Origin of the sequence: Lacrimispora sp. (genome assembly GCF_032078915.1) — a bacterium.
GTDB lineage: Bacteria > Bacillota > Clostridia > Lachnospirales > Lachnospiraceae > Lacrimispora.
In genome coordinates this window covers 8,157-31,843 of the sequence record NZ_DAMAUN010000003.1, presented here as the reverse complement: position 1 = coordinate 31,843, position 23,687 = coordinate 8,157, and the positions used below count along the sequence as shown (strand labels likewise).

Annotated in this window: 20 protein-coding genes; all 20 read right to left on the bottom strand. The window is 43.8% G+C overall.

Features of this window, described 5'->3' with window-relative positions; translation table 11 throughout:
• Positions 1-24: 24 nt before the first annotated feature.
• Positions 25-1,440, bottom strand: coding sequence for a [FeFe] hydrogenase H-cluster radical SAM maturase HydG (gene hydG / locus RT269_RS02165; protein ID WP_313180358.1), 1,416 nt, complete (start codon positions 1,438-1,440; stop codon positions 25-27).
• Positions 1,441-1,534: 94 nt separating this feature from the next.
• A complete protein-coding gene (locus RT269_RS02160; protein ID WP_313180357.1) occupies positions 1,535-1,795 on the bottom strand; it encodes a TM1266 family iron-only hydrogenase system putative regulator in 261 nt (86 codons plus the stop codon).
• A 248-nt stretch (positions 1,796-2,043) separates the two neighbouring features.
• Positions 2,044-2,478, bottom strand: a complete 435-nt coding sequence (locus tag RT269_RS02155; RefSeq protein WP_313180356.1) for a MarR family winged helix-turn-helix transcriptional regulator — start codon at positions 2,476-2,478, stop codon at positions 2,044-2,046.
• An 84-nt stretch (positions 2,479-2,562) separates the two neighbouring features.
• Positions 2,563-3,483 carry a lipoate--protein ligase gene (locus RT269_RS02150; protein ID WP_313180355.1) on the bottom strand — a complete coding sequence of 307 codons (921 nt, stop codon included), beginning with the start codon at positions 3,481-3,483 and terminating at the stop codon, positions 2,563-2,565.
• Positions 3,483-5,165 (bottom strand): dihydrolipoyl dehydrogenase, encoded by a 1,683-nt coding sequence (gene lpdA, locus RT269_RS02145; RefSeq protein ID WP_313180354.1) that lies wholly within the window; start codon positions 5,163-5,165, stop codon positions 3,483-3,485. Before lpdA ends, RT269_RS02150 begins: the two co-directional genes overlap by 1 nt.
• A 69-nt stretch (positions 5,166-5,234) precedes the next feature.
• The gene (locus tag RT269_RS02140) at positions 5,235-5,675 is read right to left on the bottom strand and encodes an OsmC family protein (protein ID WP_312447313.1); all 441 of its coding nucleotides are present in this window, start codon (positions 5,673-5,675) and stop codon (positions 5,235-5,237) included.
• Between the two features lie 327 nt (positions 5,676-6,002).
• On the bottom strand, positions 6,003-6,974 hold the full coding sequence (locus RT269_RS02135; RefSeq protein ID WP_313180353.1) for a PHP domain-containing protein: 972 nt from the start codon (positions 6,972-6,974) through the stop codon (positions 6,003-6,005).
• Between the two features lie 19 nt (positions 6,975-6,993).
• Positions 6,994-8,253, bottom strand: coding sequence for an MFS transporter (locus tag RT269_RS02130; protein ID WP_313180456.1), 1,260 nt, complete (start codon positions 8,251-8,253; stop codon positions 6,994-6,996).
• A gap of 11 nt (positions 8,254-8,264) precedes the next feature.
• Positions 8,265-9,296, bottom strand: a complete 1,032-nt coding sequence (locus RT269_RS02125; protein ID WP_313180352.1) for a PHP domain-containing protein — start codon at positions 9,294-9,296, stop codon at positions 8,265-8,267.
• Positions 9,297-9,341: 45 nt separating this feature from the next.
• On the bottom strand, positions 9,342-10,724 hold the full coding sequence (locus RT269_RS02120; RefSeq protein WP_313180351.1) for an ABC transporter substrate-binding protein: 1,383 nt from the start codon (positions 10,722-10,724) through the stop codon (positions 9,342-9,344).
• Positions 10,725-10,853: 129 nt separating this feature from the next.
• The gene (locus tag RT269_RS02115) at positions 10,854-12,263 is read right to left on the bottom strand and encodes an alpha-L-fucosidase (RefSeq protein ID WP_313180350.1); all 1,410 of its coding nucleotides are present in this window, start codon (positions 12,261-12,263) and stop codon (positions 10,854-10,856) included.
• A 14-nt stretch (positions 12,264-12,277) separates the two neighbouring features.
• A complete protein-coding gene (locus RT269_RS02110; RefSeq protein ID WP_313180455.1) occupies positions 12,278-13,453 on the bottom strand; it encodes a glycoside hydrolase family 88 protein in 1,176 nt (391 codons plus the stop codon).
• A 47-nt stretch (positions 13,454-13,500) separates the two neighbouring features.
• Entirely contained in the window at positions 13,501-15,666 is a 2,166-nt protein-coding gene (gene gnpA / locus RT269_RS02105) for a 1,3-beta-galactosyl-N-acetylhexosamine phosphorylase (protein WP_313180349.1), read from the bottom strand.
• Between the two features lie 69 nt (positions 15,667-15,735).
• A complete protein-coding gene (locus RT269_RS02100) occupies positions 15,736-16,569 on the bottom strand; it encodes a carbohydrate ABC transporter permease (protein WP_313180348.1) in 834 nt (277 codons plus the stop codon).
• Between the two features lie 13 nt (positions 16,570-16,582).
• Positions 16,583-17,506, bottom strand: a complete 924-nt coding sequence (locus RT269_RS02095; RefSeq protein WP_313180347.1) for a carbohydrate ABC transporter permease — start codon at positions 17,504-17,506, stop codon at positions 16,583-16,585.
• A gap of 146 nt (positions 17,507-17,652) precedes the next feature.
• The gene (locus RT269_RS02090; protein ID WP_313180346.1) at positions 17,653-19,530 is read right to left on the bottom strand and encodes a sensor histidine kinase; all 1,878 of its coding nucleotides are present in this window, start codon (positions 19,528-19,530) and stop codon (positions 17,653-17,655) included.
• Entirely contained in the window at positions 19,517-21,154 is a 1,638-nt protein-coding gene (locus RT269_RS02085; RefSeq protein ID WP_313180345.1) for a response regulator, read from the bottom strand. The genes RT269_RS02090 and RT269_RS02085 overlap by 14 nt, the downstream gene beginning before the upstream one ends.
• A gap of 220 nt (positions 21,155-21,374) precedes the next feature.
• Positions 21,375-21,833 carry a GNAT family N-acetyltransferase gene (locus RT269_RS02080; RefSeq protein ID WP_313180344.1) on the bottom strand — a complete coding sequence of 153 codons (459 nt, stop codon included), beginning with the start codon at positions 21,831-21,833 and terminating at the stop codon, positions 21,375-21,377.
• 99 nt (positions 21,834-21,932) lie between these two features.
• Positions 21,933-22,505 (bottom strand): bifunctional adenosylcobinamide kinase/adenosylcobinamide-phosphate guanylyltransferase, encoded by a 573-nt coding sequence (locus RT269_RS02075; protein ID WP_313180343.1) that lies wholly within the window; start codon positions 22,503-22,505, stop codon positions 21,933-21,935.
• Complete coding sequence (cobT, locus tag RT269_RS02070) at positions 22,505-23,584, bottom strand: nicotinate-nucleotide--dimethylbenzimidazole phosphoribosyltransferase (protein ID WP_313180342.1); 1,080 nt, start codon at positions 23,582-23,584, stop codon at positions 22,505-22,507. The genes RT269_RS02075 and cobT overlap by 1 nt, the downstream gene beginning before the upstream one ends.
• Positions 23,585-23,687: the final 103 nt, after the last annotated feature.

The window sequence follows — 23,687 nt, the reverse complement described above, 5'->3', positions numbered from 1 at the left end:
TAGCCCTGGCAGCTGCCTGTTTGATCAAAAACGGAAATCCCTGATTCCATTTTCTATTTTTTGCAAATGGTCTTCACAGATCAAACGAACCTTTTCCTTTGGAATATGGTTCAGCTCCGCTGCTATCAGGGCCTCACCTACTTTTTTCGTATCCTTAGAAGCATAATCCATCAAATATTCTTTTAATGTCATCAGGGCATTGGGCTGGCAGCAGTTCTGGATCTGGCCGCTTTTGCAAAGACTCATAAAACGGTCTCCCGTACGCCCCTCCCTGTAACAGGCGGTACAGAAGGAAGGAATATAGCCCATATCCATGAGCCAATGGACCACCTCATCTAAGGAACGCTGGTCCGATACGTCAAACTGCTCCGTATCCGTGGGACGGATGTCCTCCTGGTAGCCGCCGACGCTGGTTCTGGAACCGCCGCTGATCTGGGATACCCCCAAACGGATCACCTTTTCTCTTACCTTCTGACTTTCCCTGGTTGAAACGATCATTCCGGTATAAGGAACCGAAATCCGGATCAACGCACAGATCTTTGCAAATATCTCATCATCGATCCCATTATCAAAAGCACCGGGATCAATATCATCAGCTTTTTTGATACGGGGAACGCTAATGGTATGAGGTCCTACTCCATGAACTGCCTCCAAATGCTCCGCGTGCATCAGAAGTCCTGCAAATTCATACTGGTACAGCTCAAGACCAAAAAGAACACCCAGGCCTACATCATCAATCCCGCCCTCCATGGCCCGGTCCATGGCCTCTGTATGGTAGGAATAGTTATGCTTGGGTCCTGTTGGATGAAGCTTTTCATAGCTTTCCTTGTGGTAGGTTTCCTGAAAGAGAATATAGGTCCCGATCTCTGCCTCTTTTAGCTTCCGGTAATTCTCTACCGTAGTTGCCGCAATATTTATATTGACCCGGCGGATGGCGCCGTTTTTGTGTTTGATGGAATATATGGTTTTGACGCAATCCAGGATGTACTCAATGGGATTATTCACAGGATCCTCACCTGCCTCAATGGCAAGCCGCTTATGTCCCATATCCTGAAGGGCAATGACTTCCTTCTCCACTTCTTCCAGAGTCAGTTTTTTTCTGGCAATGTGCTTATTTTTTAGGTGGTAAGGACAGTAGGTGCAGCCATTTACGCAGTAATTGGAAAGATAAAGAGGGGCAAACATGACGATGCGGCTTCCGTAGAAATCCTTTTTGATCTGTTCTGCCAGATCATAGACTTCCTGTATTTTCTCCGGAATGTCACAGGCAAGGAGGACAGATGCCTCCCGATGGGTCAGGCCTTTTGCCAGCCTTGCCTTTGCAATGATCTGGTCGATCAGTTCTGCATTGGCTTTGTTTTTCTCCGCATAATCAAGAGTTTCAAGAATTTCTTCGTGGGAAATGAATTCTTCCGCTTTCAGCGATTTTGGATCATACATTGTAATTCTTCCTTTCTTTAGGGTCAGCATTTGCTTTTCCGTCAGTGGTTTATTAATTTTACAGGTATTGCCCTGGAAAAAACGGTTTCTTTTCTTATCTTTCTTGACCTTTTACACCCTGATAGGCCGTCTTGGAACTGACTCCCTTTAATTTCCCGATCTTACCGGTCAGTGCGGAAATGGTGCTCTGAGGTGCATCCACGGCAATACTTATGATGCTTACCTGCTTTTTCGGATAGGGGATCCCCATGCGGCCAATGATACACTTCCGGTATTCATGAAGGATCTCATTTAAAAGTTCCACAGATTCTTCCTCTTCCACAACGATGCCGATAACGGCGATTCTCGTTTCCATGCTTCTTCCTCCGTTCTCTTATCCTGGCGATCAATGCTTTATAAAAGCAAAAAAACCGCGCCATTAAGGCGCGGCAAATCAAAGACTCCTCATATGCCGAACCTTCTACTTCAAACTTCGTTTTTCGTGTCAGGATGCTGCTATGTTTGTATCATAACATAGATGAGAAATTTTTTCAATTTGGTTTTATTGTATATTTTAACCTCTTCTAATAGTGAAGCGGATTGGGAATATCTGATTGACTTTTCCTATTTGCTGCCATCCTCAATATTCATCAGCATTTTGTTAAGCGTCGATTTAAATACGTCGAGGTCTTCATGAGATATGCCGTTAAGCACATCCGATTTAAATTTTTCTGCAACATCAAGCATAGCTGTCTCAATTTCTATGCCGCTATGGGTTAATATTAAAAACTTCATTCTTTTGTCATCGTTGCTGCTGATACGATTCACCCAGCCGTATAGTTCCATCTTATCTAATAACCTGACAACGCTAGGCTCTTTTAAAGACATTTTATCGGCCAACTGCTTTTGAGTAATCATATTATTATTTTTAATATAATAAAGTGCAATCCATTGGCTTCTTGTTATATTGAAATTATTCAGCCTTTTTTCCAAGGTATCCGCTAAATCCTTTGCCCCTTTACAAGTGACAAAAGCAATGCAATCATCTAAATTAAACATTTTACTCACCATTTGATTTTTTTATTTCATATAGTAACATAAAACAACCTGGTGTACAATATTTTTCAAAGTCTTTTCCTGATATTATGAAAAATCAAGATGATTCGATAAGTACCGCTCGATATGGTCCCATATCTCCTGTTCGTTAAAGCGGGTATTATATAATTCCTTTTCACAGGCATTAAAATCATAAAGCTTCAAACTATCCGTATTTATTTTAATATTTTGAATCAGGTTATCAGCGATCGAGATAGAAACAGTCATTGTTCCAAATGTATACCTACGTTCCAGTTCAACATCAAATTTAGGCGATTGGGCAAACATCCAATTGTCTGACGAAAGGATTTTCTCTAATGGCGGCTGAAAATTCATTTTATTAATGGTTTCTATCTGATTGCATTCAAAGGTTTCAATAAAAGCCCGGATAACTGACTGGGCAGTGATTTCACTGTTTATTTCAGATAGATTGATGACTCTGCTCCTTACAGATTCGACTCCCTTGGACTCTAACTTTATCTTTGAAGGTGTTAGGGCATTTTCCAGCTGTTGGAAATTTACATTGACCAGTACCGTACCATGATACATGTAATGATCGCCGTCCGTATAATAAGCGTGACCGGAAAATTTACGGTTTTTGTATAATAAATCATTTCTGCCGCTAAATTCACAGTCGATCCCAAGCCGCTGCATTGCAGATCGTATGAGCTTGATAAAGTGGTCCTGTCTGGCAGATGCCTCTTTTGTAAGAAAGGTAAAATTAACATTGCCCTTGTCATGATACACCGCCCCGCCCCCGGAAAACCTGCGGACCGCTTTTATGTCATGCGCCCTTAAGTAATTTAAATCACATTCTGCATATAGGTTCTGGTTCCTTCCTATAATCACCGAAGAATCGTTCTGCCATAGAAACAGATGCAGATCTTCCTCGGAGGTTAAAAACAGCTGATGTTCTGCTGCTATATTAAAACAGGGATCAAATTCTTCGGATATCACTATTTTTTTCATTATTGATGTAAGGCTCCAATTCCAAAATCCAGTGCGGCTTCGTGAATCGTTTCACTGGTAGTAGGGTGTGGGAATATGGTTTCAGAGATTTCTTTTTCAGTAAATCCATTGGCAATTGCTAAGGTTAATGAGCTGATCAAAGAAGATGCATCGGCACCTATTATTGACCCGCCTATTATTTTTCCTGTATTTTTGTTTTTAATCAGCTTTAAAAAGCCTCTCGCCTCATTCATCGTCAAAGCTTTTCCGTTTCCGGCAAAGGAAAATTTACTTACATCAATATCAATGTCTTTACTTTTCGCTTCGTCTTCACCGATACCGACACTTGCGATTTCCGGTGAAGTAAATATTACATTAGGGACTGCTGAATAATTCATTTCTTTATGCTTTCCTAATATATTTTCTATGGCAACAATCCCCTGATGAGAAGCTACATGGGCCAGTTGAAGGATATTTGTCACATCTCCAATTGCATAAATATTGTCAACATTTGTACGCATGGAATGATCTGCTTGAATTCCTTTCCCGTTGCTGTTTAACAAGACACCGCTTTTTTCAATGGATAATCCATCCAGATTCGGCTCCCTGCCAATAGCCACCAATACCTTTTCACTTACCACTAAGTGTTCCCCCGCATTGTTTTCATAGGTAATTACTGCCATGCCGTCAACGGAACTTTGAATTTTCTTAACCTTTGAACCGGTGTGAATGTGAATGTTATTTTCTTCTGCCATATCCTGTATCTCTTTTGAGATATCACTGTCGACCATGGTCAGTAACCGATCCATAAATTCAATCACTTGGACATCAACGCCGAAATTTTTATAGATAAATGCAAATTCCATTCCGATCACACCACCGCCAATAATGGTTATGGATTTGGGAAGTTTATGATCAGACAATGCCTTTGTGCTGTTCAAGACAAACGGAAGTTCTATACCAGGAATGGCAATATTAGATATTTTTGAGCCTGTTGCAACGATAATTTTCTGTGCCTTAATGATATAATTTTCTTCGCCTTTTATTGTTACTGTATTTTTATCCATAAAGGAGGCTTGGCCGGAGATTACATTGATTTCATTTTTTTTCATAAGAAAGTCAATTCCGGAAACAAGCCTGTCCTTAATCTTATCCTTACGGTCAATGACTTGCTTCATATTTACAGCAGCCGGGCTGCCTGATTCAATCCCAAAGACTGACGCATTCCTTACCGTGTGGCAGACTTCCGCAGATTTAACAAGTGCTTTTGTAGGAATACAACCGACATTAAGACAGGTACCTCCTAATGCTGATTGCTCAACCAGAGTTACTTTCAGTCCGCTTTTAGCGGCATAAATAGCGGCTGCATATCCGCCGGGACCAGCTCCTATGATAAGTAAATCGGCAGTGGTTTCTTTCGCTATTTTCTGTGAGGCACAATCACAATCAGTTATCCCGGCCTCTTTGACTTCAGGATCCTCAGTGATTAAAAACATCTCAGCATTCGATGCTATGTCCATGCCCTCTTCACATAATATTTTACTGACTGTTCCATCTGATGCGGCTTTAATCTGGCGGTTTCCTTTCGCCGTTTCTATTTGTACAAGGATATCGCCGGCAGCGACTTTATCGCCTGTCTTTACATTTATTTTACCTACCTTGCCCGTTTTTCCGCCAGGAATTATTGACATTTTAATAAGCATAAATTTTCTCCTTTTCTATAGAAAAAGAGCCAATTTTATAATATAGGCTCTTTTTGCTTTTCATACTATTTAATCAATTGCCACACCGGATAAAACTAATTTTACACCGTTAGATAAACAATCACCTACAGGGCAGGTATTCTCGATAAACTTTGCAAACTCTTCTATTTTTTCTTTTGGTTCGTTTGTTTTAAAATGCATGACAAAACGAATCTCCTGAAAACCATTTCTTACATCTGCCAGTCCCATAAATCCGTCTGGATCAAGATCCCCTTCCAGCTCAACATGGAATTCCTCAAAAGTAATATCGTGAGCTGCTGCAAATGCTTTCACTACGATGGACTGGCATGCGCCCAGTGCACATAGCAAGGCCTCCACAGGGTTCATAGCAGTATCTGTGCCGCCCAGTTCTTCGGGTTCGTCAAAAAGGATTTTAAAACCTCTTGAATTTGTTTCAACCTGTAACCCCTCAGGCAATGCTTTCGCTGTTGCTTTAAATGTAGTCAACATAATACCATCTCCTTTTTTAATATGTATTGAATAGTAACTTTTACTTGTTAATAATATAACATAGATGAATCAGAAAATCAATAGTTAGCTAAGCATATATTTTTATCTTTTTGACTGCTATCCATACCTCGCTGGAAAAAGTCTGATTAATACTGACAAATTCTTTATAATATAGCCTGTAACTCAAATAAAAAAAGTTCCTTTCCGATAAGTATCAGAAAAGAACTTTTTAACATGCTGTGAGCAGGTAGCGAAGCGGATTGCAAGTATCCGATTAACTATGACAACGGGTGCATGATCATTCGGGCTGCCGATAAAGTACCCGGATTACTCCAGATCAGAAAGAAAGTAAGCATTGCTGTTAGCAAAAAGCCCCTTTTCATCCTTGCATTCCACCCGGATATAGGTTTCATTTCCTTCAAGGAGAAACCTTGCTTCTGTGAGGGGTTCTCCCTGCACAGCCGCTCTTTGGCAGAATCTGGCACTATCCGTGATCCCGCAGATGGCCTGAACCGGTCCTGTTTTCACCACAAGCTCCCTGCCCTCCACATAGATCTCTTTTATCTCCGGTCCCATGGAGCTGTAGAAATGACCTTTCACCAGCGCATTGATAACAGCAGCATAGCTTAAATCCTCTGCCTTTATCATGTTGAAGCCTCCGAAAGAATCGCACAGGGGATCATCAAACGGATGACCGTTGTGATTATCGTCCGTTGCCAGGCACCACAGCCGTTTTCCCAAACGAAGCATCTCATCATAAGACTGGGGATTATAACCATACAGTCCGTCAAGCTCGCATCCGTAATTGTAGATTTCCATGGCAAAGAGCCCGTTTAAGCCTTTGTAATCGTCATAGTTCTGGAGGGACCAGTAAGGATGGTTATAGCAGGCAAGAAATCCCAGTTCCTTCATCTCCTCTAAATATCTGTTCATGTAATCAAAGTCCCCGAACCTGCATTCCGGACATATCCCCTGCTCCTTTCTGGCCCGTTCATATCCGGGGGCGGTATCGTACAGATTAATGTGATACGTCTTGTCCTCCGGACGCAGTCTGTCCGGGCTTACCTCATTGATATCCACTTCTACGGCGGCAAGTGCCAGGAATTCCTTATCATTTAATTCTTCATGGTTCCGATAGATCCTGTGATCCGTAAACGCCATAATCTGATACCCATGTTTCTTATAATGTTCCTTTGCCTCTTCCGGCGTCAATTTTCCATCTGATATGACTGTATGGCTGTGAAGGTTCGCTTTATAAAACCTTCCGGCCTCTGGTAATAAATAAGTTCTGCTATTCAATCTGTTTTCCTCCCATCCCTTATATACCGTTTTGCAAAAATCGCTTCCACCGGGCTTTTCCTGCCGTGCAGGCCACTGCTCCCAAAAGGGCGATGATGAACCAGATAAAAATGGTGGCATCCCAGCCCACCCGTTCAGACAATACTCCGATTCCATAGGCGGAGACCGCTCCTCCCGCATATGCGGAGGAATTGAGGATCCCGGAAGCGGTGGAAGATTTTCCGTAAGGAGCGAAATAGATAGGCACCATGCTGACCAGCATGGTATTCACCGCCATCATCGCCGTGGTTGCAAGACCAAATAAGATCAGCACTGTTACCACAGATCCTCCATGATAAAGCCGTAACAGAATCAGCGCACCCGCGCATAAGACAAAAAATGAAGCGGATGTGGCAGTCTCACTTTTGAAAATTTTCCTGTTTGCAATGGATGCCAGATATACACCGCTTAAGTTAAAAATCGGTATGACCGTGGTGCTGATAATGGAAAATACGGATTCCATATGATATTCTTCGCGGATATAGGTAGGAATCCAGGTGGTCACTCCATCCTTTAAAACTCCCTGGAACATCAGTCCAAAGCAAAAGAAAATCATTCCGGAAACCAGAACTAATTCCCACATGGAAGCGTCTGCCTGTTTTTTATCCTGTGAAACAAGGACCTGGTCTTCTAAAATCCCGTTTTCTTCCAAATCCTTTCTTATCTTGCGGCTGCCCAGGAACCAGATCAGGCTGATGGCTGCCAGACACAGGGAAGAAAAGAAAAAAACCGTTCTCCAATGGAATTTCCATACAATGAGTGCAGTCAGCCCATATGCTGCAAACGTACCAATGGGAACGCTGCTGTTAATGTTTACGCAGAACCTTTTCTGGCTGCCTGTAGGAATCCAGTCGGAAAACAGTTTGATGATCGGGGACCAGATCAGCGACTGGAACAAACCATTGACACACCATACCACCGCCATCTGCCAGACGGATCCTGATAGTCCCATCACCCCATTGCAGATTCCTGAACCCAGGACCCCTGCAAAGATCATCTTATAAGGTTTTTTCTTATCTCCCAGTATTCCGCTGAAAAGCTGTCCGACGCCATAGGAAAAAAAGAATGCGGTTCCTATAAACCCTGCCGCTCCCTTTTCAAAACCTTCTGCCCTGATAATTTCCGTTAAGCTGGCCGAATAATTCAGCCTCCCAAGATAGGTAGAAAAATAGACTGCCCAGCACAACCAGAACAGCATGGACTGCATTTTTTCTGACCCGATCTTTTTCTGTTGTATCATTGTGTCCAACCTTATGTCTCCTGCTCTGTGATAGATTTTAAAGGCAGATCCTTCAGAAAATATGCATTGGAATTTGCATACAGCCCGTTTTCACTGCGGCAGACTACGCGGATGTAGCCTTCCCTACCCGTTAAAGGAAACCTTGCTTCCTCCAATGATTCCCCTTTAGGTGCAACTTTCATGCGGCAGTTCCTGCCTTCCATTTTCATATAAATCTTCTCTACAGGGCTGGTCTTTACAACCAGGTCCTTGCCTTCGATGTATAGGGAATGTATCTCAGGACCCATGGAGCTATAGAAATCACCTCTTTTTAAGGCCTGCATCACCGCCGGATAGGTAAGCTCCCTTGCCCTGATCTTTATAAAGCCCCCGAAAGAATCGCAGCACGGATGTCCCATGGGATATTCATTCTGGTTGCCGTCTGATGCCAGGCAATAAATTTCCTTATGACGGCGCAGCATCTCATCGTAGGCCTGAGGATTATAGCCATTCAGCCCCTCAAGGTCGCTGCGGTAATGGTATATTTCCATGGCAAAAAGTCCTTCAAGTTCTGTATAATCATCATAATTCTGCATGGAACGGTATGGGTGGCAGTCACATGCCAGAAAGCCCAGCTGATTCATCTTCTTTATGTAAGCATTGATGCCGGAACCGCCAGCCTTCCAGTTTTCCGGTTCACAGGCTTCTGCCTTCTCTTCCTGCATCTCATCCGGGCTGCCGTCATAGAAATTAATATGAAACGTTCTTTCTTCCGCCTGCACTCCGTCCATGGGATCTTGCTTTATGTCTGCCTCAAAGCCTGCCAGGGCCAGAAAATCCTTTGAGTTCAATTCCGGGTGAGGGCAATATTTCCCGTGATCCGTATAGGCTACGATCTGGTATCCCCTTTTCCGATACTCCTCTTTCACCTGTTCCGGTGTCAGCTTTCCATCGGAAACTGTTGTATGGCAGTGCATATTCGCTTTATAAAAATTCCCCTCCCTGGGGAGAAGATAAATCCGTTCATCCATTGCTCTTCCCTTTCCTGCCGGTTCTTTCTTCATTGGAAAGAAAGCACTGCCAAACTATATGGCAGCACTTTCTTATTATTACTCTGCTTCTTTTATCGCTTCATTCGCTCTTTCCTGAATGGATTTCATGGTATCTTCCAGTGATTTTTGTCCCTGTCCGTATAACTGACCTTCCTCGGTGTAGATCTGTCCGATGGTCGTATCAGCTGTACCCATGATCTTTTCATTTAAATACAGTCTGCTGTTGTCAAACCAGCCTGCCATAAAGTCCTCTACGGTTAAATTATCATCCTTATATTTAGGAAGCAGGCTGCTTTCAATATAGGTTTTTGCTTCGTCCTCTGTTAAAATTTTAGCAGGAACACGTCCATAACCTAACGTATATTTATTTTCGCAAATTGTTTTGATTGCTTCAAATGCTGCAGCTTTGTTCTTAGAGGTCTTAGGGATAGCATAGCAGTTTGTAATTGTCAGGGAAGATGGCTCGGAGCCTTCCGGATAAGGCATCGGAAGAATTCCCAGTTCCCAGTCTCTTGGGTATTTTTCCTTATCAGATAAGGCGCTTGCTACCCAGCCGCCGTATACGTACATACCGATGTTTCCATTTACCATAAAGGAGTTATATGGATATGTACCGGAAGCCAGATCCAGGCAATTAGGCTGGATCTTTAATTCATTGCCCAGGCTATAGAACCACTTCATGGCATCCGCATATGCCGGATCATCGAAGTTGGCAGTTCCATCTGCTTTATAAGGGGATACGCCCTTCTGATTTGCCTGCAAATAGTTGCATGCAACATCATCGCTCATAAAGGAGCCCCAGACTTTGTTATCAGGATCGTTAAGCTTTTGAGCGGTCTCCACATATTTTTCCCATGTCCAGCCTTCTGCAGTAGGATATGGAATGTTTGCATCATCAAAAATCTTCTTGTTATAATAAGTCAGCCAGATATCTTTTTCTGCTGGAATTGCATATGTCTGATCTTCAAATTTTACAGTCTGACCACCATATACGGTCTCCATATCATAATTATCTGCTTTTGCAAACTCATCCATTGGCTCTAAAACAGCAGCTTTGTAGAATTCTTCTAATTGAAGCGGAGTTCTGTTTACAATGTCCATTTCTTCGCCAGCCATTAAGCTTACAAGCACCTTGTCCATTTCACCGGCTTTTGAAGTAGGTGTAATGAAAAACTCTACATTAATACCTGTTTTTTCTTTGATTAAGTCTACCATTTCTTTTGTTTCAGCGCCAGTTGCAGCGTTATCTGTCAGTGCCCATTTTACTGTAACACCATCGTATGGTTTGTCGCTGTCAGCTTTTTGAGCGGTATCCGCTGCTGTATTGCTGTCCGCACCGGCCTTGGTATTATCGGATTTTCCACAGCCGGCAGTACCTAAAACCATGGTTGCAGCCAGGCCGAAAGCAACGCTTCGTCTTAATGCACTTCTTAATTTCATATCTGTTACCCTCCTTTTGTTTATACCCCTATTATAGCTAACATTTTATCTGGTTTATATAGGTTGTATTTTAACTTTATATGCTATTTTTATCATTCTATCGGTATTTTCAAAAGAAAACCGATTTTTTTATTCATATATACCAACAAACGAAAGGACGGGTTCAATCCTTGAATCTGAAATTTGTATAATCAGTATATCCGATTCTATCTGAGGAAAGCGGGCAATTTTTTTATAACCGACGGTAGTTCCCTTATATAAGCTGACAGGACTTCCGTTCCTCATACATAAGATCTCAAAAGCTTCAATTCTCTGGCTTTTCAATATATTCTCTTTTAAAATAACGGCTGAAATCTTTTGGGGCGTATTCCAGGAAATCTTAAATTCTGCTTTTGGACCGTTTCCATGGCAGCAGGTTTCATAATCATCCTTATATACGCTTTTCACTGCCTTCCATTCATTTCCTTCTTTGACCAGAATTTCGGCTCCTTCTGTCAGGTTATTCCCATATCTTTTATGTATTTCCCTGCCCAGCTCCTGCAGCCTTTTTACATCTGCCTCATGAAGCAGTCCGTTTGGCATCGGCGGAATATTTAAAAGAAGTGTTGTATTTCCCCCTACGGATTTTTCATAAATATCAATTAAGTTTTCCAGAGACCGGACTTTATCATCCTCTTCCGGATGATAAAACCAGCCTGGCCGTATGGATACATCCACTTCTGCCGGATACCAGATCAAGTGCTGCTCTTCTGCTAAACGTTCCCTGCTTCCTAGATCCTCTTCCATGCTGCTAATGACTCTTTGCCGGAAAGACGGATCATCCGTATGCTGGCTTAACGCTGCTATCCGCTCTGCTACAGATAAATCTGCCGGTACAACACTCCATTCACTGGGGCGGGTATCACCTGCCTCATTGCCGCACCAGCGGACATCAGGCCCGCTTACGGAAATGCAGGCGTCCGGCATATAGTTTCTTACGGTATCGTAATAACGCTGCCAGTCATAGACCTGTTTTTTACCATTCGAACCTTCTCCGCAGGCACCGTCAAACCATACGCTAAAAATATCTCCATATCCGGTAAGCAGTTCTGTAAGCTGTGCTGCGAAATAATCATCATATGCCTTTCCCTGTCCATAGGTTTTCTGATTCCGATCCCATGGAGAAAGGTAAATACCAAATTTCAGACCGGCTTTTTTACAAGCATCCGATACTTCTTTAACAATATCTCCTTTTCCATTCCCATAAGGACTGTACTTCACAGAATGATCGGTGTATTTACTTGGCCATAAGCAAAAACCGTCATGGTGCTTACAGGTAAGGATCGCACCTTTCATACCTGCCGCTTTAATCCCTTGAATCCATTGATCTGCATCCATTTGATCCGGATTAAAAATTTCTGGTGATTCGGTTCCATATCCCCATTCTGTTCCGGTAAACGTATTTACCGTAAAATGAAAGAATGCATAAAATTCTGTTTTCTGCAGCATGACCTGCCTGTCAGACGGTACAATGCTTATAAGTCTTTCATCTAATCTCATTTTTACTCTCTTTTCTACCAGTAAGCCTTCCACGGTCCTATGATCCGTACAAGTGCTTCTGTATAAAAGTAATCCCCCCATAGGGTGCATTCATCAACTCCGCTATCCGTTACCGTGTTATAGGGAGAACTTTTGGCATAGGTGGAATGAAGCAATATTCCGTTGGTATTTTCGCCGGGATGGGATAAACAGTGCCTGGTCAGTGCCTTTATCAAACGTTTTGCCTGCTGCAATAAGTCCTTTGCTTCCTCTGGTTCCAGATATTCTGCCATCTCAAGCATACCGCAGGCTGCTATTGCTGCGGAAGAAGAATCTCTCGGCTCCCCACTGCCATCGGTAAAATCAAAATCCCAATAAGGAACCAGATCCTTTGGTAAATGCTCCATAAAACATGCTGTAATCTTTCGAAAGCTTTCTATATACATTGGATCCGGACAATATTTATAAGCGATTGCCGAACCATATATTCCCCACGCCTGGCCTCTGGCCCATATGGAACCGTCTCTATACCCTTGTGCCGTTACTCCGCGGACCGGATTTCCTGTCTCCGGGTCAAAATAATAGGTATGGTATGTAGAAGAGTCTTCCCGGACTACATAATTCATGCTGGTCCGAATATGGCGAAGTGCAGTTTCACGGTATTTTGAATCCTTCGTTTCCTCTGATGCCCAAAATAACAGCGGCATATTTAATAGACAATCAATAATTAACCGGTATTCCTTCGGATCACCAAGCTTCCCCCAGGCCTGAAAGAACTCTCCCTTATCCTGAAACCGCCCTATCAGGTTATCTGCTGCCATCAGAGCAGTTTCCCTTGCCAGCTTGTCACCGGTAAGTTTATAAGCAGCTACACAGGAGGGAGTATACAAAAATCCCATATCATGATGGTCTACTACAATTCTTTTGATCAGCCGTTCCCGGAAACCAGGGACTTGATAAAGGGCGGCTTCCTTAAAAGCCGCCTCCTTTGTCTGTTCATATGCAAGCCACAGCTGACCGGTCCAAAATCCATTGGTCCAGTCATTGTTTTCTGTAGCAGGATATATCTGGTTTACACTGCCTGCCCCCGGGAAACTGTCATAAAATATTGAAATGTTATTTCTAATGCGGGCAGCCACCTGATCCAGCGCAATATGCGCTTCCTCTATGGTGATCGCCTCATACGTTTCAAGTGTTTCCTTTGTCTGCATAATGATAACGGGCCCTTTCTCCCAATCAGCTTCGCCGCTTGATAAGGTTAAAATGAAAACCACAAGATATCATTTGCCTTTAACTGCATGGAACAAGCCTGGCCATTTCCGTCATAAATCACGGTTTCCTGAGGCTCATACGTATTGTTCACGATACAATATTTGCCGGTCGCCGGATAATAATTGACTTCCACATGATAGTTGCTGCTATACCATTTCTTCATCTCCTGCTCCATGCCTGCGGCCCAGAAGATCGCCCGGTAAAGCATTCTGGAATTCTCAAAGGAATAGGGGATTCCGCTGATATATACGCTTCTTCCGTCTCCGAACCGGTTGACAGCCATCTGGACATCTTCCCCGTCCTTTTTTAAGATCTCTGCATCGGAAAGAGCATAGATATTCTTCATCCCCTCCCCGAAATCAATGGTTTCGGAGGAATCCTCTGTAATAAAATGGCTGTGTTCTTCCCAGTTGTATTTATCCGTTGACATAGAAAAGCCCACTTCTTTATTTACGCCCAGCACATTAGCCAGGGTAAAATACCGGCCCTGGTATTCACAGGCAGACGGCTCTCCCACTCCGACCAATCCGCCGCCCTGGGCTACAAAGGCCTTTACAGCGCTGGTGACTTTAGGATCGGTCCAATAGGTTCCGCCGCTGGGAGCCGTATAGGCATCGCCAACATTGATGACAACCTTGCATTTCTTTAATACATCCGGATCTGCGATCACATCCTCAAAGCTTAAGAATTCCACATCAAACGGCATTCCGCTTAAGGCTTCCAGCACTCCGGCATAGGAATAGGTCTGTTTATAATCAATGGCATGGGCTACCATATGAGTTCCCCAGGAACGGATCTTTCCCCAGGAATTCAGCACTCCCACCTTAAAGTGGCTGTACGGGCTTTGTCCCCCCACATTTTCATAAAGCAGGCGGAATTCATCGCAGACCTCTTCAATATACTGGATAAAATCAGGAAATTCCAATGCCAGCTTTAAGTATCCGCCATATCCGATCCGGTCCACCGGTTTCCTTAAGATGGCCCGCCTTGCTGTTACCCAGTTTACCTTTGCCTCCTTGATCGGATCGCCGCCTTCACAGAATACATCCGGGAAGAAATAAGGTAAAAAGCGGCCTTCTGTATATGTTACTCCAGGAATATCGGAAATCAGGCGAAGGGTGGTGCCGTTGCCCACGCTTCCCACGACCGCATCCAGTCCTACGTTTTTAAAGTACTCTCCAAATGGTTCCGTACCGATCCAGTGATCCCCTAAGAACATCATGGCTTCCTTGCCGCAATCGTGGCAGATATCCACAAGAACCTTCATGAGCTTTGATACCTCTCTCTGCTGGAACTCCTGGAAATCACGGAACTCCTTAGAGGGCACCCGGTTGGTATTGTTATGATAGCCCTGGTCAATGATATATTCCGGACGGAAGGGATAGCCCGCCTCTTGTTCAAACTGCTCTAAAATATAAGGGCTGACACTGGCGCTGTAACCAAACCAGTCAACGAATTTTTCTTTTGCATATTCATTAAATACAAGAGTGAACTGATGGAAAAATGTTGTAAAACGCACGACATTGCTGTCCGGATTTTCCTCCATCCAGAGTTTTAATTTTTCAATTACATGGCCCTGGGTCTTTGGCTGACGCACGTCAAAAGTGATCTGATGCTCCACATCCTGCCAGTCGTTGGTAATAAAATTATACATATGAACAGGATCCCAGATGATAAACGCCAGGAAACTTACCGTATAATCGTGATATCTCTCCGGACTAAAGATCATGACTTCCTGGATATCTTCATCATATCCCCATGCACTTGCAGCTAAGGGTTCTCCTGTTGTACGGTCCACTACCTCCCACCAGCGTTTGATGTCGTGAAGGGTGTTGGGCTTTAACTGATCTTGATACAGATGCTTCATAATCGGGATGCGAAGCTCTCCCTCTTCCATTGCCGTGTAAAACTCCGTCATCAAATATACCTGCTGGACCTCGTCCGGGTTTTCATTTGCCCATTCGTTGTCTTTTCTGGTGGTATAATAGGTAGAGTAGATCTTAACGGGCATTTTCTTAAGCTCATCCGGCATATTCGTCCCGTCACAATCCCGCAGAGCGTCGGCTCCCCATCGTTTCGCAATCTCCTTTGTCTCCTGAATCATATCCACATCCGTGGGAACAGTGACTCTTCCGGTAAGTCTTTTTTCCATCTTATATCCCCTTTCTTTTTATCCTCTTTTCATTTTCAGATCATTTTTTATACATCCTGAATATCCATATTATCCCTTTACACCGGAGGAAGCAACACCTTCGATGAAAAATTTCTGGCAGAACAGGAACGCAACCAAAATCGGCAAAAGAACCACCGTTGCTGCTGCCATCTGAGATCCGTAATCCTGGATCAGTCCGGAGGAAAACAGCTTCACTCCAACGGACAGCATCTGCTTATCCATGGTTGATATGTACAGATACGGCCCCATATAGTCATTCCAGGACCAGGTAAAGGAAAACAGCGCCATGGTCGCAATGGCCGGTTTTGCCAACGGGAAAATGATTTTCCAGTAAATCCGCAAATGGCTGCAGCCGTCGATCTTTGCCGCTTCACTGATGGAGTCCGGAATCGAAATAAAGGACTGGCGCAGCAGGAATACAAAATACACATCCACACAGCTTGGCAGGATCAGCGCCCACATGGAATCCAGAATATGCAGATTTTTAAAGATCATGTATCTTGGAATGATCATAATGTCGCTGGGGATCATCATGGCTGACAGGAGTATGAGAAAGATTACGTCTTTTCCCCTGAATTTAATTCTTGCAAATCCATATGCCGTAAAGCTGACAAAAAATATCTTGATCGCAATGGTAAGAGCCGTCATGACCACCGTATTAAAATACCATTTCTGAAAGTTATAAATGCCGTTTGTAAACAATGCTTTAAAGTTCATCATGGTAGGGTTATCCGGAATCAAATGCCATGGAAACTTCATGACCTCTCCGCTGACCTTAAAGGAAGAGGAGATCATGAACAGAAACGGGAAATTTGACGCCAGCCCGATCAACAGGATAAATACTGTAAGTGCTATCTTTAAACTTTTCTTTTTGCTTTTCATTGAATATCCTCCCTTAATAATTCACCCATTTTTTCTGCCCGCGCCACTGGATAAGAGTTACGATCATAACAATCACAAACATGACAAAAGCCATTGCACTTGCCAGACTTGTCTCATATTTCGTAAATGCAGTACGGACAATATTTACGGCCATAACCGTGGTCGCCTGTCCCGGACCTCCCTCGGTAAGGGCCTGTATGCAGGTAAAGTTCTGGAAGGAACCAATAATGGAACTTATTAAGAGGAAAAAGGTGGTAGGAGAAATCATGGGTATAATAATGCTGCGGATTCTCTGCCATTTTGTTGCTCCGTCGATCTGCGCCGCCTCTAAAAGCTCGGAGGGCACCTCCTGCAAAGCCCCAAGATATACCACCATGTTAAGGCCCACGCTTTTCCATACGGATATCATGGCTACTGTGGGAAGAGCCAGCTTTAAGCTCTGTAAAAGCAGCGGCGGGTTAAATCCCATATTTCTTAAAGCAATGATCATGGGACTGTTATTCCCAAGCAAAACCTTAAAAATGACGGCTACTGCCACCATGTTGGACACATAAGGCATAAATACCATGGAGCGCATTGCCTTTTTCATATAGATCCCGTTGTTCAGCATAAATGCCAGCACAAACCCAAGGATCATGATGACCGGCACATAAACCAGGGAGTATTGAAAGGTTCTTAACAGGGAATTTAAGATCTCCTTGTTAGTGAATATTTTTATAAAGTTCTGTAACCCTACAAATTTAAGATTATCCAACCTTGTAATATATTTCACGTTTAAAAATGACATTACAACTGCAATGACAAAAGGAATGCCGGTGAAAACAGTGAAAAAAATCAGGTAGGGAGAAATAAACAGCCACCCATACCTGTCTTCTTTTTTCTGGGCTATTGATGTCTTTTCTTTTGTTTTGGATATTGGTTTTATTTCCTTGTTCATAGGCCTGCCTCTCGCTTTTTATTTTAGGGAGAAAGGCCTATGGGAAAATAACCTTTCTCCTACTTATATTCTAACGGATTTTTTCCCGATAAACATAGGCCGATTTTTGTATTTGTTGGTTATTTTCGCTTTTTAACCTGTTTTATTTATTTTTCCTTTAAATTGCCATCCTCATCAATATCCTCACCGGTAATTCTGGGGATCCGTATGACGGTCAGGGTTCCTGCATCCTTTTTGCTATAGATGGAAACAGCCCGGTCCACTCCAAAATACAGCTTGATCCTGGATTCTACGCTGTGAAGCCCGATTCCGGTGCTGCGCCGGTTCTGATCCTCCTCCTCCTTTCCCGCTTTTCCAAAACGGATCTGATCCCGTATTTCCTTTAATTTCTCCCGGTCCATTCCACGGCCATTATCCAAAACTTTTATCATGACCCATTGGCCTTTTTCCTTGACCGTAAGGTGGATCGTCATGGGATGCTTTAGACCTGTCATTCCGTACAGGAAGGAATTTTCCACCACCGGCTGCAAAATGATCTTTAAGGAAAACAGTTCATGGATCTGCCGCATGTCCGTCCGAAGGTCCAATTCAAACTCATCCTTATAACGGTTTTTCTGAATCTTTACATAAGCCATGAGATGCTCGATCTCATGTTCCATTGGGACGATCACCTGCCCTCCGCTTATGGATAAGCGGTACATCCGTCCAAGAGAAGCGGCCGTACGCCCAATGTCCGGCCTTCCCGCATCATTGGACATCCATACGATGTTCTCCAGGGTATTATAGAGAAAATGGGGATTGATCTGGCTCATGAGCACTTCCAGCTCCAGCTCTTTTTTCTTCCGGTCAGACTGCAGTTTTTCAATGATATTGGTATTGATCCGTTCCAGCATGGAATTGTAATAGCGGATCATATCTCCCACTTCATTTTTCTGTTTTACATCTACATAGGCGTTTAAATTTCCGCCATACACCTCTTTCATAGAGATGTTCAGCTTTCCAATGGGATCCATGAAGCTTTTGTATAAGTACAATATCATCATGGCGCAAAAGCCCACACATGCCACCATAACCAGGAAAATCCTGTAGTACAGCACATCCACTTCCCTTGTAACAGCTTTTACAGGAACCACCATAACGATCTTCCAGTCATTTACATCGGAGGCCTTTACCTGGATCATTTGATTTCCCAGAGCATCCCACCCATCTTTTAAATCGCCTGTCTGTTTCAGAAACTCATCTTTCAGCTTATGGGATATGGTTCCAGCCTCCACAGCCTTTTCATCGCTTGATGAAATCAGACTGCCGTCTCCTGTGATCACATAGATATCGCCAGGTATGGATTCTGCCAGTTCCTTATATTGTTCATAGACAGCCCTCTCTTTTAAAGCAAACACCTGTACACATTCATATCTTCCCTTTTCCCAGGAATAGATCCTTCGGATGCCCATAACGGCCTTTCTGTCCCTGGCCTCCTCCGGCTGGTCACTGAGAAGGAAATTATCCTGAAGGGGATACCAGCGGAATTTCATTAAGAGGTCAGGATCCTCGATGTTCATAGCCTGCAGCTTCCTGATTACTTCTTCCGTATCGTTATTGGGGTCCAGAAAATTAAATAGCTCTCCCTTGTAAGTATACATGGCGCTGATCCTCGCCCGCTGGTTCAACATATCATAAGCGCCGAAAATGTTGCTGTAAATCCTCACAATATCAAGCTTCTTATACATCGGCTCCGTTGGAGAATATTCTTTCTCAATGTATTTATTCAACTGGTCATTGGCGGCAAAATTGTCGGAAACACTGTAAATGTCCTGAATCTTTGCATCAATCTTATTGGCAATATCCGTGATCCGGCTCTGAGTCGACCGCATATACTCCTGTTTCATAACCTTTCGCGTATGCCAGAACAGTATGGTAATTATCACCACAACCGGAATCAGCACCTGGAGAATGCCATACAGCATCCTGCGCTTTAAACCGATATTCCTTTTCCTTGCCTGCCCCTTACCCTTATTCGTCTTCATTGTTTTTCTCTGTATTTCCTCCCTCCGGCTGGAGAATGTTCCGGTACTCTTTGGGACTTATCCCATACTTTTTCTTAAACAGCTTAATGTAGTTGGATACGTCTGCCCAGCCCATTTCCTCGGAAATTTCATAGATCTTCCTCCCTGGATCCGCAAGAAGCTCCCTGCTTTTTTCCAGCCTCTTTGTAATGATGTAATCGCTGAAATTACATCCAAATTCATTTTTAAATATTTTGGAGATATAGGCAGAATTCTTATGCACCTTTGCCCCTACATATTCTAAGGATATCTGATTGGAATCATACTCCTCATCCACAATCTCCCGGATCTTCTGGGCAAGGCTGCTCTGGCTCTTCCATTCTCCCTTCATGCCGGCCATTTCCCTGGAAACCTCCCGAAGGATCCGGGATACAAATTCCTTTTTCTCCTGGAGACTCTTTAAGGGATAAATGTCGGTATAGGTGCAATCCAGCTTTTTCATCACTTTCTCCAGACGGACGCCATAACGCAATAATGCCCGGGACAGGTTAAACAGCAGTTCAAGGCTTAAGCGGTTAATGTAATCGTAATCCAGGATCACCTTTCCCTTAAATACTGAAAAAATCCCATTTAAAATGTCCTCAGCCTTATTTTCCTCCTGCTCCATGATTTCCTTTAAAATCTGGCCCGTATCAAAGGAAACCGCGTAGTAATCAAAATCAGCTTCCTGTATTTCCTTATAGGATATGACAAGATTCTTTCCCTCAATGTAGATTTTCTGGCTGGCACAGCATTTGGCCTGTTCATAGCACTGGGGAAGCATCTGGAAATCCGTATAAAAGTTGCTGATACCGGCATATATGGGTATGCCGCTCTCCTGTAAGACCGCTTCTGCCATGTTCTTTACATAAGAATGCAGTTCTTCTTCCCGGGGTTCCTCTCCGGCGCTTAAGATCCCGGTTATCTTCTCCTCAAAGTTCCAGATATAAATTCCGGCGATCCCTTCCTGGGAAACCCATTGGTTTAATATCTTCTCCACCTTCATCTGATCCTGATAATAGGCGTTCTTATCTTCTGTATTCGGCACATCCAGATGGATCAGTATCACACCATACCAGTTTTCTCCCTGGCGGAAGAACTCTTCTTCCATCTCTTCTTCATGATAACCATATCCCTTGATCAAAGCATTGTATTTTCTTCTTAACTTTAAATTCCTGCTCTCCTCATAGGCTGACTTTAATTCTTTTTCTTCTAATTCCTTTTTTCGTTCCTCGTCAAGACGTTCTTTTATTTTCCGAAAGGTCACTTCAAATTCGTCAAGGTCCGTGGGCTTTAACAAGTATTCCATGACCCGGTTTTTAATGGACATCTGCAAATATTCAAAATCATTGTATCCGCTTAAGATAATGATCTTGATTTCCGGGTAATGCTGATTTAAATGCTGCATCAGCTCCATCCCATCCATTTCCGGCATCCGGATATCCGAAAGCACCACATGGGGCTTATCTTTTTCTATTTGTTCCAGCGCTTCAATTCCATTGCCGCAAACGCCGCTGATAACAAATCCCCACTTTTCCCATTCAATGCTGTTTGCGATTCCATATGCAATCGACTTTTCATCTTCCACCACCAGTAGTTTATACATCTCATCCCTCCATCCTGCCATATTATATAACAAACTCTGTAATTTTCTCAAGCTTCTTTTCTGTTTGCCTGCCGGATAAACCATCCAGCTGTTTTTCATCCTCAAATAAAAAATCGTTATGCTAATGCTGCGGCAAGCAATCGCACAACGATTTTGTTCCATGGAAGAGCCGGCTGATGAATCTCCATTCAGCCACTGCCAAAGCCTCTTTGGGAAATCATTATAGTATCTCTTTCTCCATTACATCATAGCAAAGATAATCTCCATTTTCAGTCATTATATGGTGTGAAGCTATCTCTCTGTAACCGCGTTTTAAGTATATCTCTTTTGCAGGAAGTGAGGAATCCAGCCGGATCTTATGAAACTGGCCTGCAATCCGTTGCTCGGAAAAGTCCAGTAACAGCCTGCCATATCCTTTTCCGTGATAAAAAGGCAGTACGAACAACCGGCATATTTCAAAGTCCTTTATTGTTACGGTTCCAATCGCATTTTCTTCGTTCTCAAGCACATATACGCTTCGGGAAACAATGTCAGCCGATATGTGGTCCTCGTTATGATGAGACAGAAAAAAGCCGACTGCACCTGAAGGATAATAACGCGGATATATCGTTTGTATTGTGCAGCTTGTTATACTTTTAACAATTTCCAGATCTTTTATTTCAGCCTGCCTTATGTTCATACACATCCTCCAAGAATTTAAAAATCAACTTAAAAATTATTCTGCCATACAATCCAGTCCCTTTCATTTACGCCTCTTTTTGCCTTACTCTTCACCTTATTACTTACCTGGATTCTTGAAGGTCCCCTCTTTTTTTATCATAATCGGAATTCCGGCAACTACCTCCGTTACAACGTCAGAAATTTCTGCTATTTTCTGGTTGATTTCCCCAAGAACCTTGCGGTATGCCATAGTCTCCATGCTGTAGCTGTCTCCATCGGAGAAAACCTCATTTGTCACGATGACAATATGATCGGCTTCCGCCTTTAGCTTCCCGATTCCTTCCAAGATCTCCGCTTCCGCCAAGGCTCCCTCTAAGCATGGGGCTTCTCCCTCTTCCCCCAGGCCAAAAACCTCATTGGATACCAGATTTGACATGCATTCTAATAGAATCACCGATGGCTGCCCGCCCATATCCAGCTTAAGTTCCTTTAAATTGCGGTAACATTCTACGGTTTCAAACTGCTTTTTTGCCCTCATTAGCCTGTGGCGTTCTATCCTGCGCCTGCATTCCTCATCCCACGGTTTCATGGTGGCAATGTAAATCCGCCTCCCCTGTCCCAGGCTCATGACCAGACTTTCCGCATATTCTGACTTTCCGCTTCCGCTTCCGCCTATCACCAGAGTGACCATTATACGCCTCCCATTGGCTTGTACGCCTCGATCTGAATGTCTTCAAAGGAACTCATTGACCCATAAACATCTGCCGCCATAAGAAGAAGGGGGATTGCCGCCACTGCTCCGGTCCCCTCTCCCAGGCACATGCCTGCCTGTATGAGTGGTTTAAGCCCCAGTTCATCAAGAAGCATCCTGCCTGCAGGCTCCGCTGAAACATGGGAAGCCAGCATAAAATTCCGGCAGCCAGGATAAATATGGTCAGCCGAAAGAGCGGCAACGGCGGAAATAAATCCATCCACCAGAACCGGGATCCGGTAAACAGCACCGCCTAAGAACACGCCGGTAAGCCCTGCCAGATCAAATCCTCCCACACAGGCAAGAACATCCACCACATCCTGACATGCCGGGCTATATTGTTCCACAGCCTCTTTTATCACTTCAAGCTTCCTTTTTAAGCCCTCGTCATTTAATCCTGCCCCTCTTCCGGTCAGCACTTCCGGTGCTTTTTTAAGAAGCAGGGAAGCGACCGCACTGCTGGTGGTGGTATTTCCGATGCCCATTTCTCCGGTTGCGAGGAGCTGATAGCCTTTTTCCGCTAATTCCCCCACCAGTTTGATGCCGGTTTCTATGGACCGGATTGCCTCCTCCCGTGTCATGGCAGGCTCATTCCGGAAATTCTTTGTCCCGTAAGCGATTTTCCTGCAAAGGAGAGGGTGACGGGAGCCGGGAATCAAATCCCTGGCAACCCCGATATCCACAGGAAATACATCCACTTCTGCCCGGTCTGCCATGATGCAGACACTGCTGTTTCCATTTGTCATGTTCTCAGCCACAAGGGCGGTCACTTCCCTGCCGGTCTGGGTGACGCCTTCCTCCACGATCCCATTGTCTGCGCAAAGGATGACCAGGGCCCGTTTCTCCATATCTGCCTTTGACGTTTCTCTTATCCCTGCAATCTTTATGATATCATCTTCCAGAACGCCTAAGCTGTTAAGCGGCTTTGCCACCTGCGCCCACCGTTTACGGGCCATTTCCATGGAGGGAGCGCTGGGTGGCCGGATCTGTGAAAGATATATACTTAATTCATCATTCATTGTTTGAAACCTTTCCTAGTCAAAGATTTTTCCATCATTTATTCTTCCCCTTCCTTTAATCCTTTGCAGGCCTCCACAAATCGCTTGGGCAGTGCAGGGTTGG

What these genes read in the sequence shown, in the direction of transcription:
- hydG (WP_313180358.1), bottom strand. Translation starts at nt 1,440, where the DNA reads ATGTATGATCCAAAATCGCTGAAAGCGGAAGAATTCATTTCCCACGAA.
- RT269_RS02160 (WP_313180357.1), bottom strand. Translation starts at nt 1,795, where the DNA reads ATGGAAACGAGAATCGCCGTTATCGGCATCGTTGTGGAAGAGGAAGAA.
- RT269_RS02155 (WP_313180356.1), bottom strand. Translation starts at nt 2,478, where the DNA reads ATGTTTAATTTAGATGATTGCATTGCTTTTGTCACTTGTAAAGGGGCA.
- RT269_RS02150 (WP_313180355.1), bottom strand. Translation starts at nt 3,483, where the DNA reads ATGAAAAAAATAGTGATATCCGAAGAATTTGATCCCTGTTTTAATATA.
- lpdA (WP_313180354.1), bottom strand. Translation starts at nt 5,165, where the DNA reads ATGCTTATTAAAATGTCAATAATTCCTGGCGGAAAAACGGGCAAGGTA.
- RT269_RS02140 (WP_312447313.1), bottom strand. Translation starts at nt 5,675, where the DNA reads ATGTTGACTACATTTAAAGCAACAGCGAAAGCATTGCCTGAGGGGTTA.
- RT269_RS02130 (WP_313180456.1), bottom strand. Translation starts at nt 8,253, where the DNA reads ATGATACAACAGAAAAAGATCGGGTCAGAAAAAATGCAGTCCATGCTG.
- RT269_RS02125 (WP_313180352.1), bottom strand. Translation starts at nt 9,296, where the DNA reads ATGAAGAAAGAACCGGCAGGAAAGGGAAGAGCAATGGATGAACGGATT.
- RT269_RS02120 (WP_313180351.1), bottom strand. Translation starts at nt 10,724, where the DNA reads ATGAAATTAAGAAGTGCATTAAGACGAAGCGTTGCTTTCGGCCTGGCT.
- RT269_RS02115 (WP_313180350.1), bottom strand. Translation starts at nt 12,263, where the DNA reads ATGAGATTAGATGAAAGACTTATAAGCATTGTACCGTCTGACAGGCAG.
- RT269_RS02110 (WP_313180455.1), bottom strand. Translation starts at nt 13,453, where the DNA reads ATGCAGACAAAGGAAACACTTGAAACGTATGAGGCGATCACCATAGAG.
- gnpA (WP_313180349.1), bottom strand. Translation starts at nt 15,666, where the DNA reads ATGGAAAAAAGACTTACCGGAAGAGTCACTGTTCCCACGGATGTGGAT.
- RT269_RS02100 (WP_313180348.1), bottom strand. Translation starts at nt 16,569, where the DNA reads ATGAAAAGCAAAAAGAAAAGTTTAAAGATAGCACTTACAGTATTTATC.
- RT269_RS02095 (WP_313180347.1), bottom strand. Translation starts at nt 17,506, where the DNA reads ATGAACAAGGAAATAAAACCAATATCCAAAACAAAAGAAAAGACATCA.
- RT269_RS02090 (WP_313180346.1), bottom strand. Translation starts at nt 19,530, where the DNA reads ATGAAGACGAATAAGGGTAAGGGGCAGGCAAGGAAAAGGAATATCGGT.
- RT269_RS02085 (WP_313180345.1), bottom strand. Translation starts at nt 21,154, where the DNA reads ATGTATAAACTACTGGTGGTGGAAGATGAAAAGTCGATTGCATATGGA.
- RT269_RS02080 (WP_313180344.1), bottom strand. Translation starts at nt 21,833, where the DNA reads ATGAACATAAGGCAGGCTGAAATAAAAGATCTGGAAATTGTTAAAAGT.
- RT269_RS02075 (WP_313180343.1), bottom strand. Translation starts at nt 22,505, where the DNA reads ATGGTCACTCTGGTGATAGGCGGAAGCGGAAGCGGAAAGTCAGAATAT.
- cobT (WP_313180342.1), bottom strand. Translation starts at nt 23,584, where the DNA reads ATGAATGATGAATTAAGTATATATCTTTCACAGATCCGGCCACCCAGC.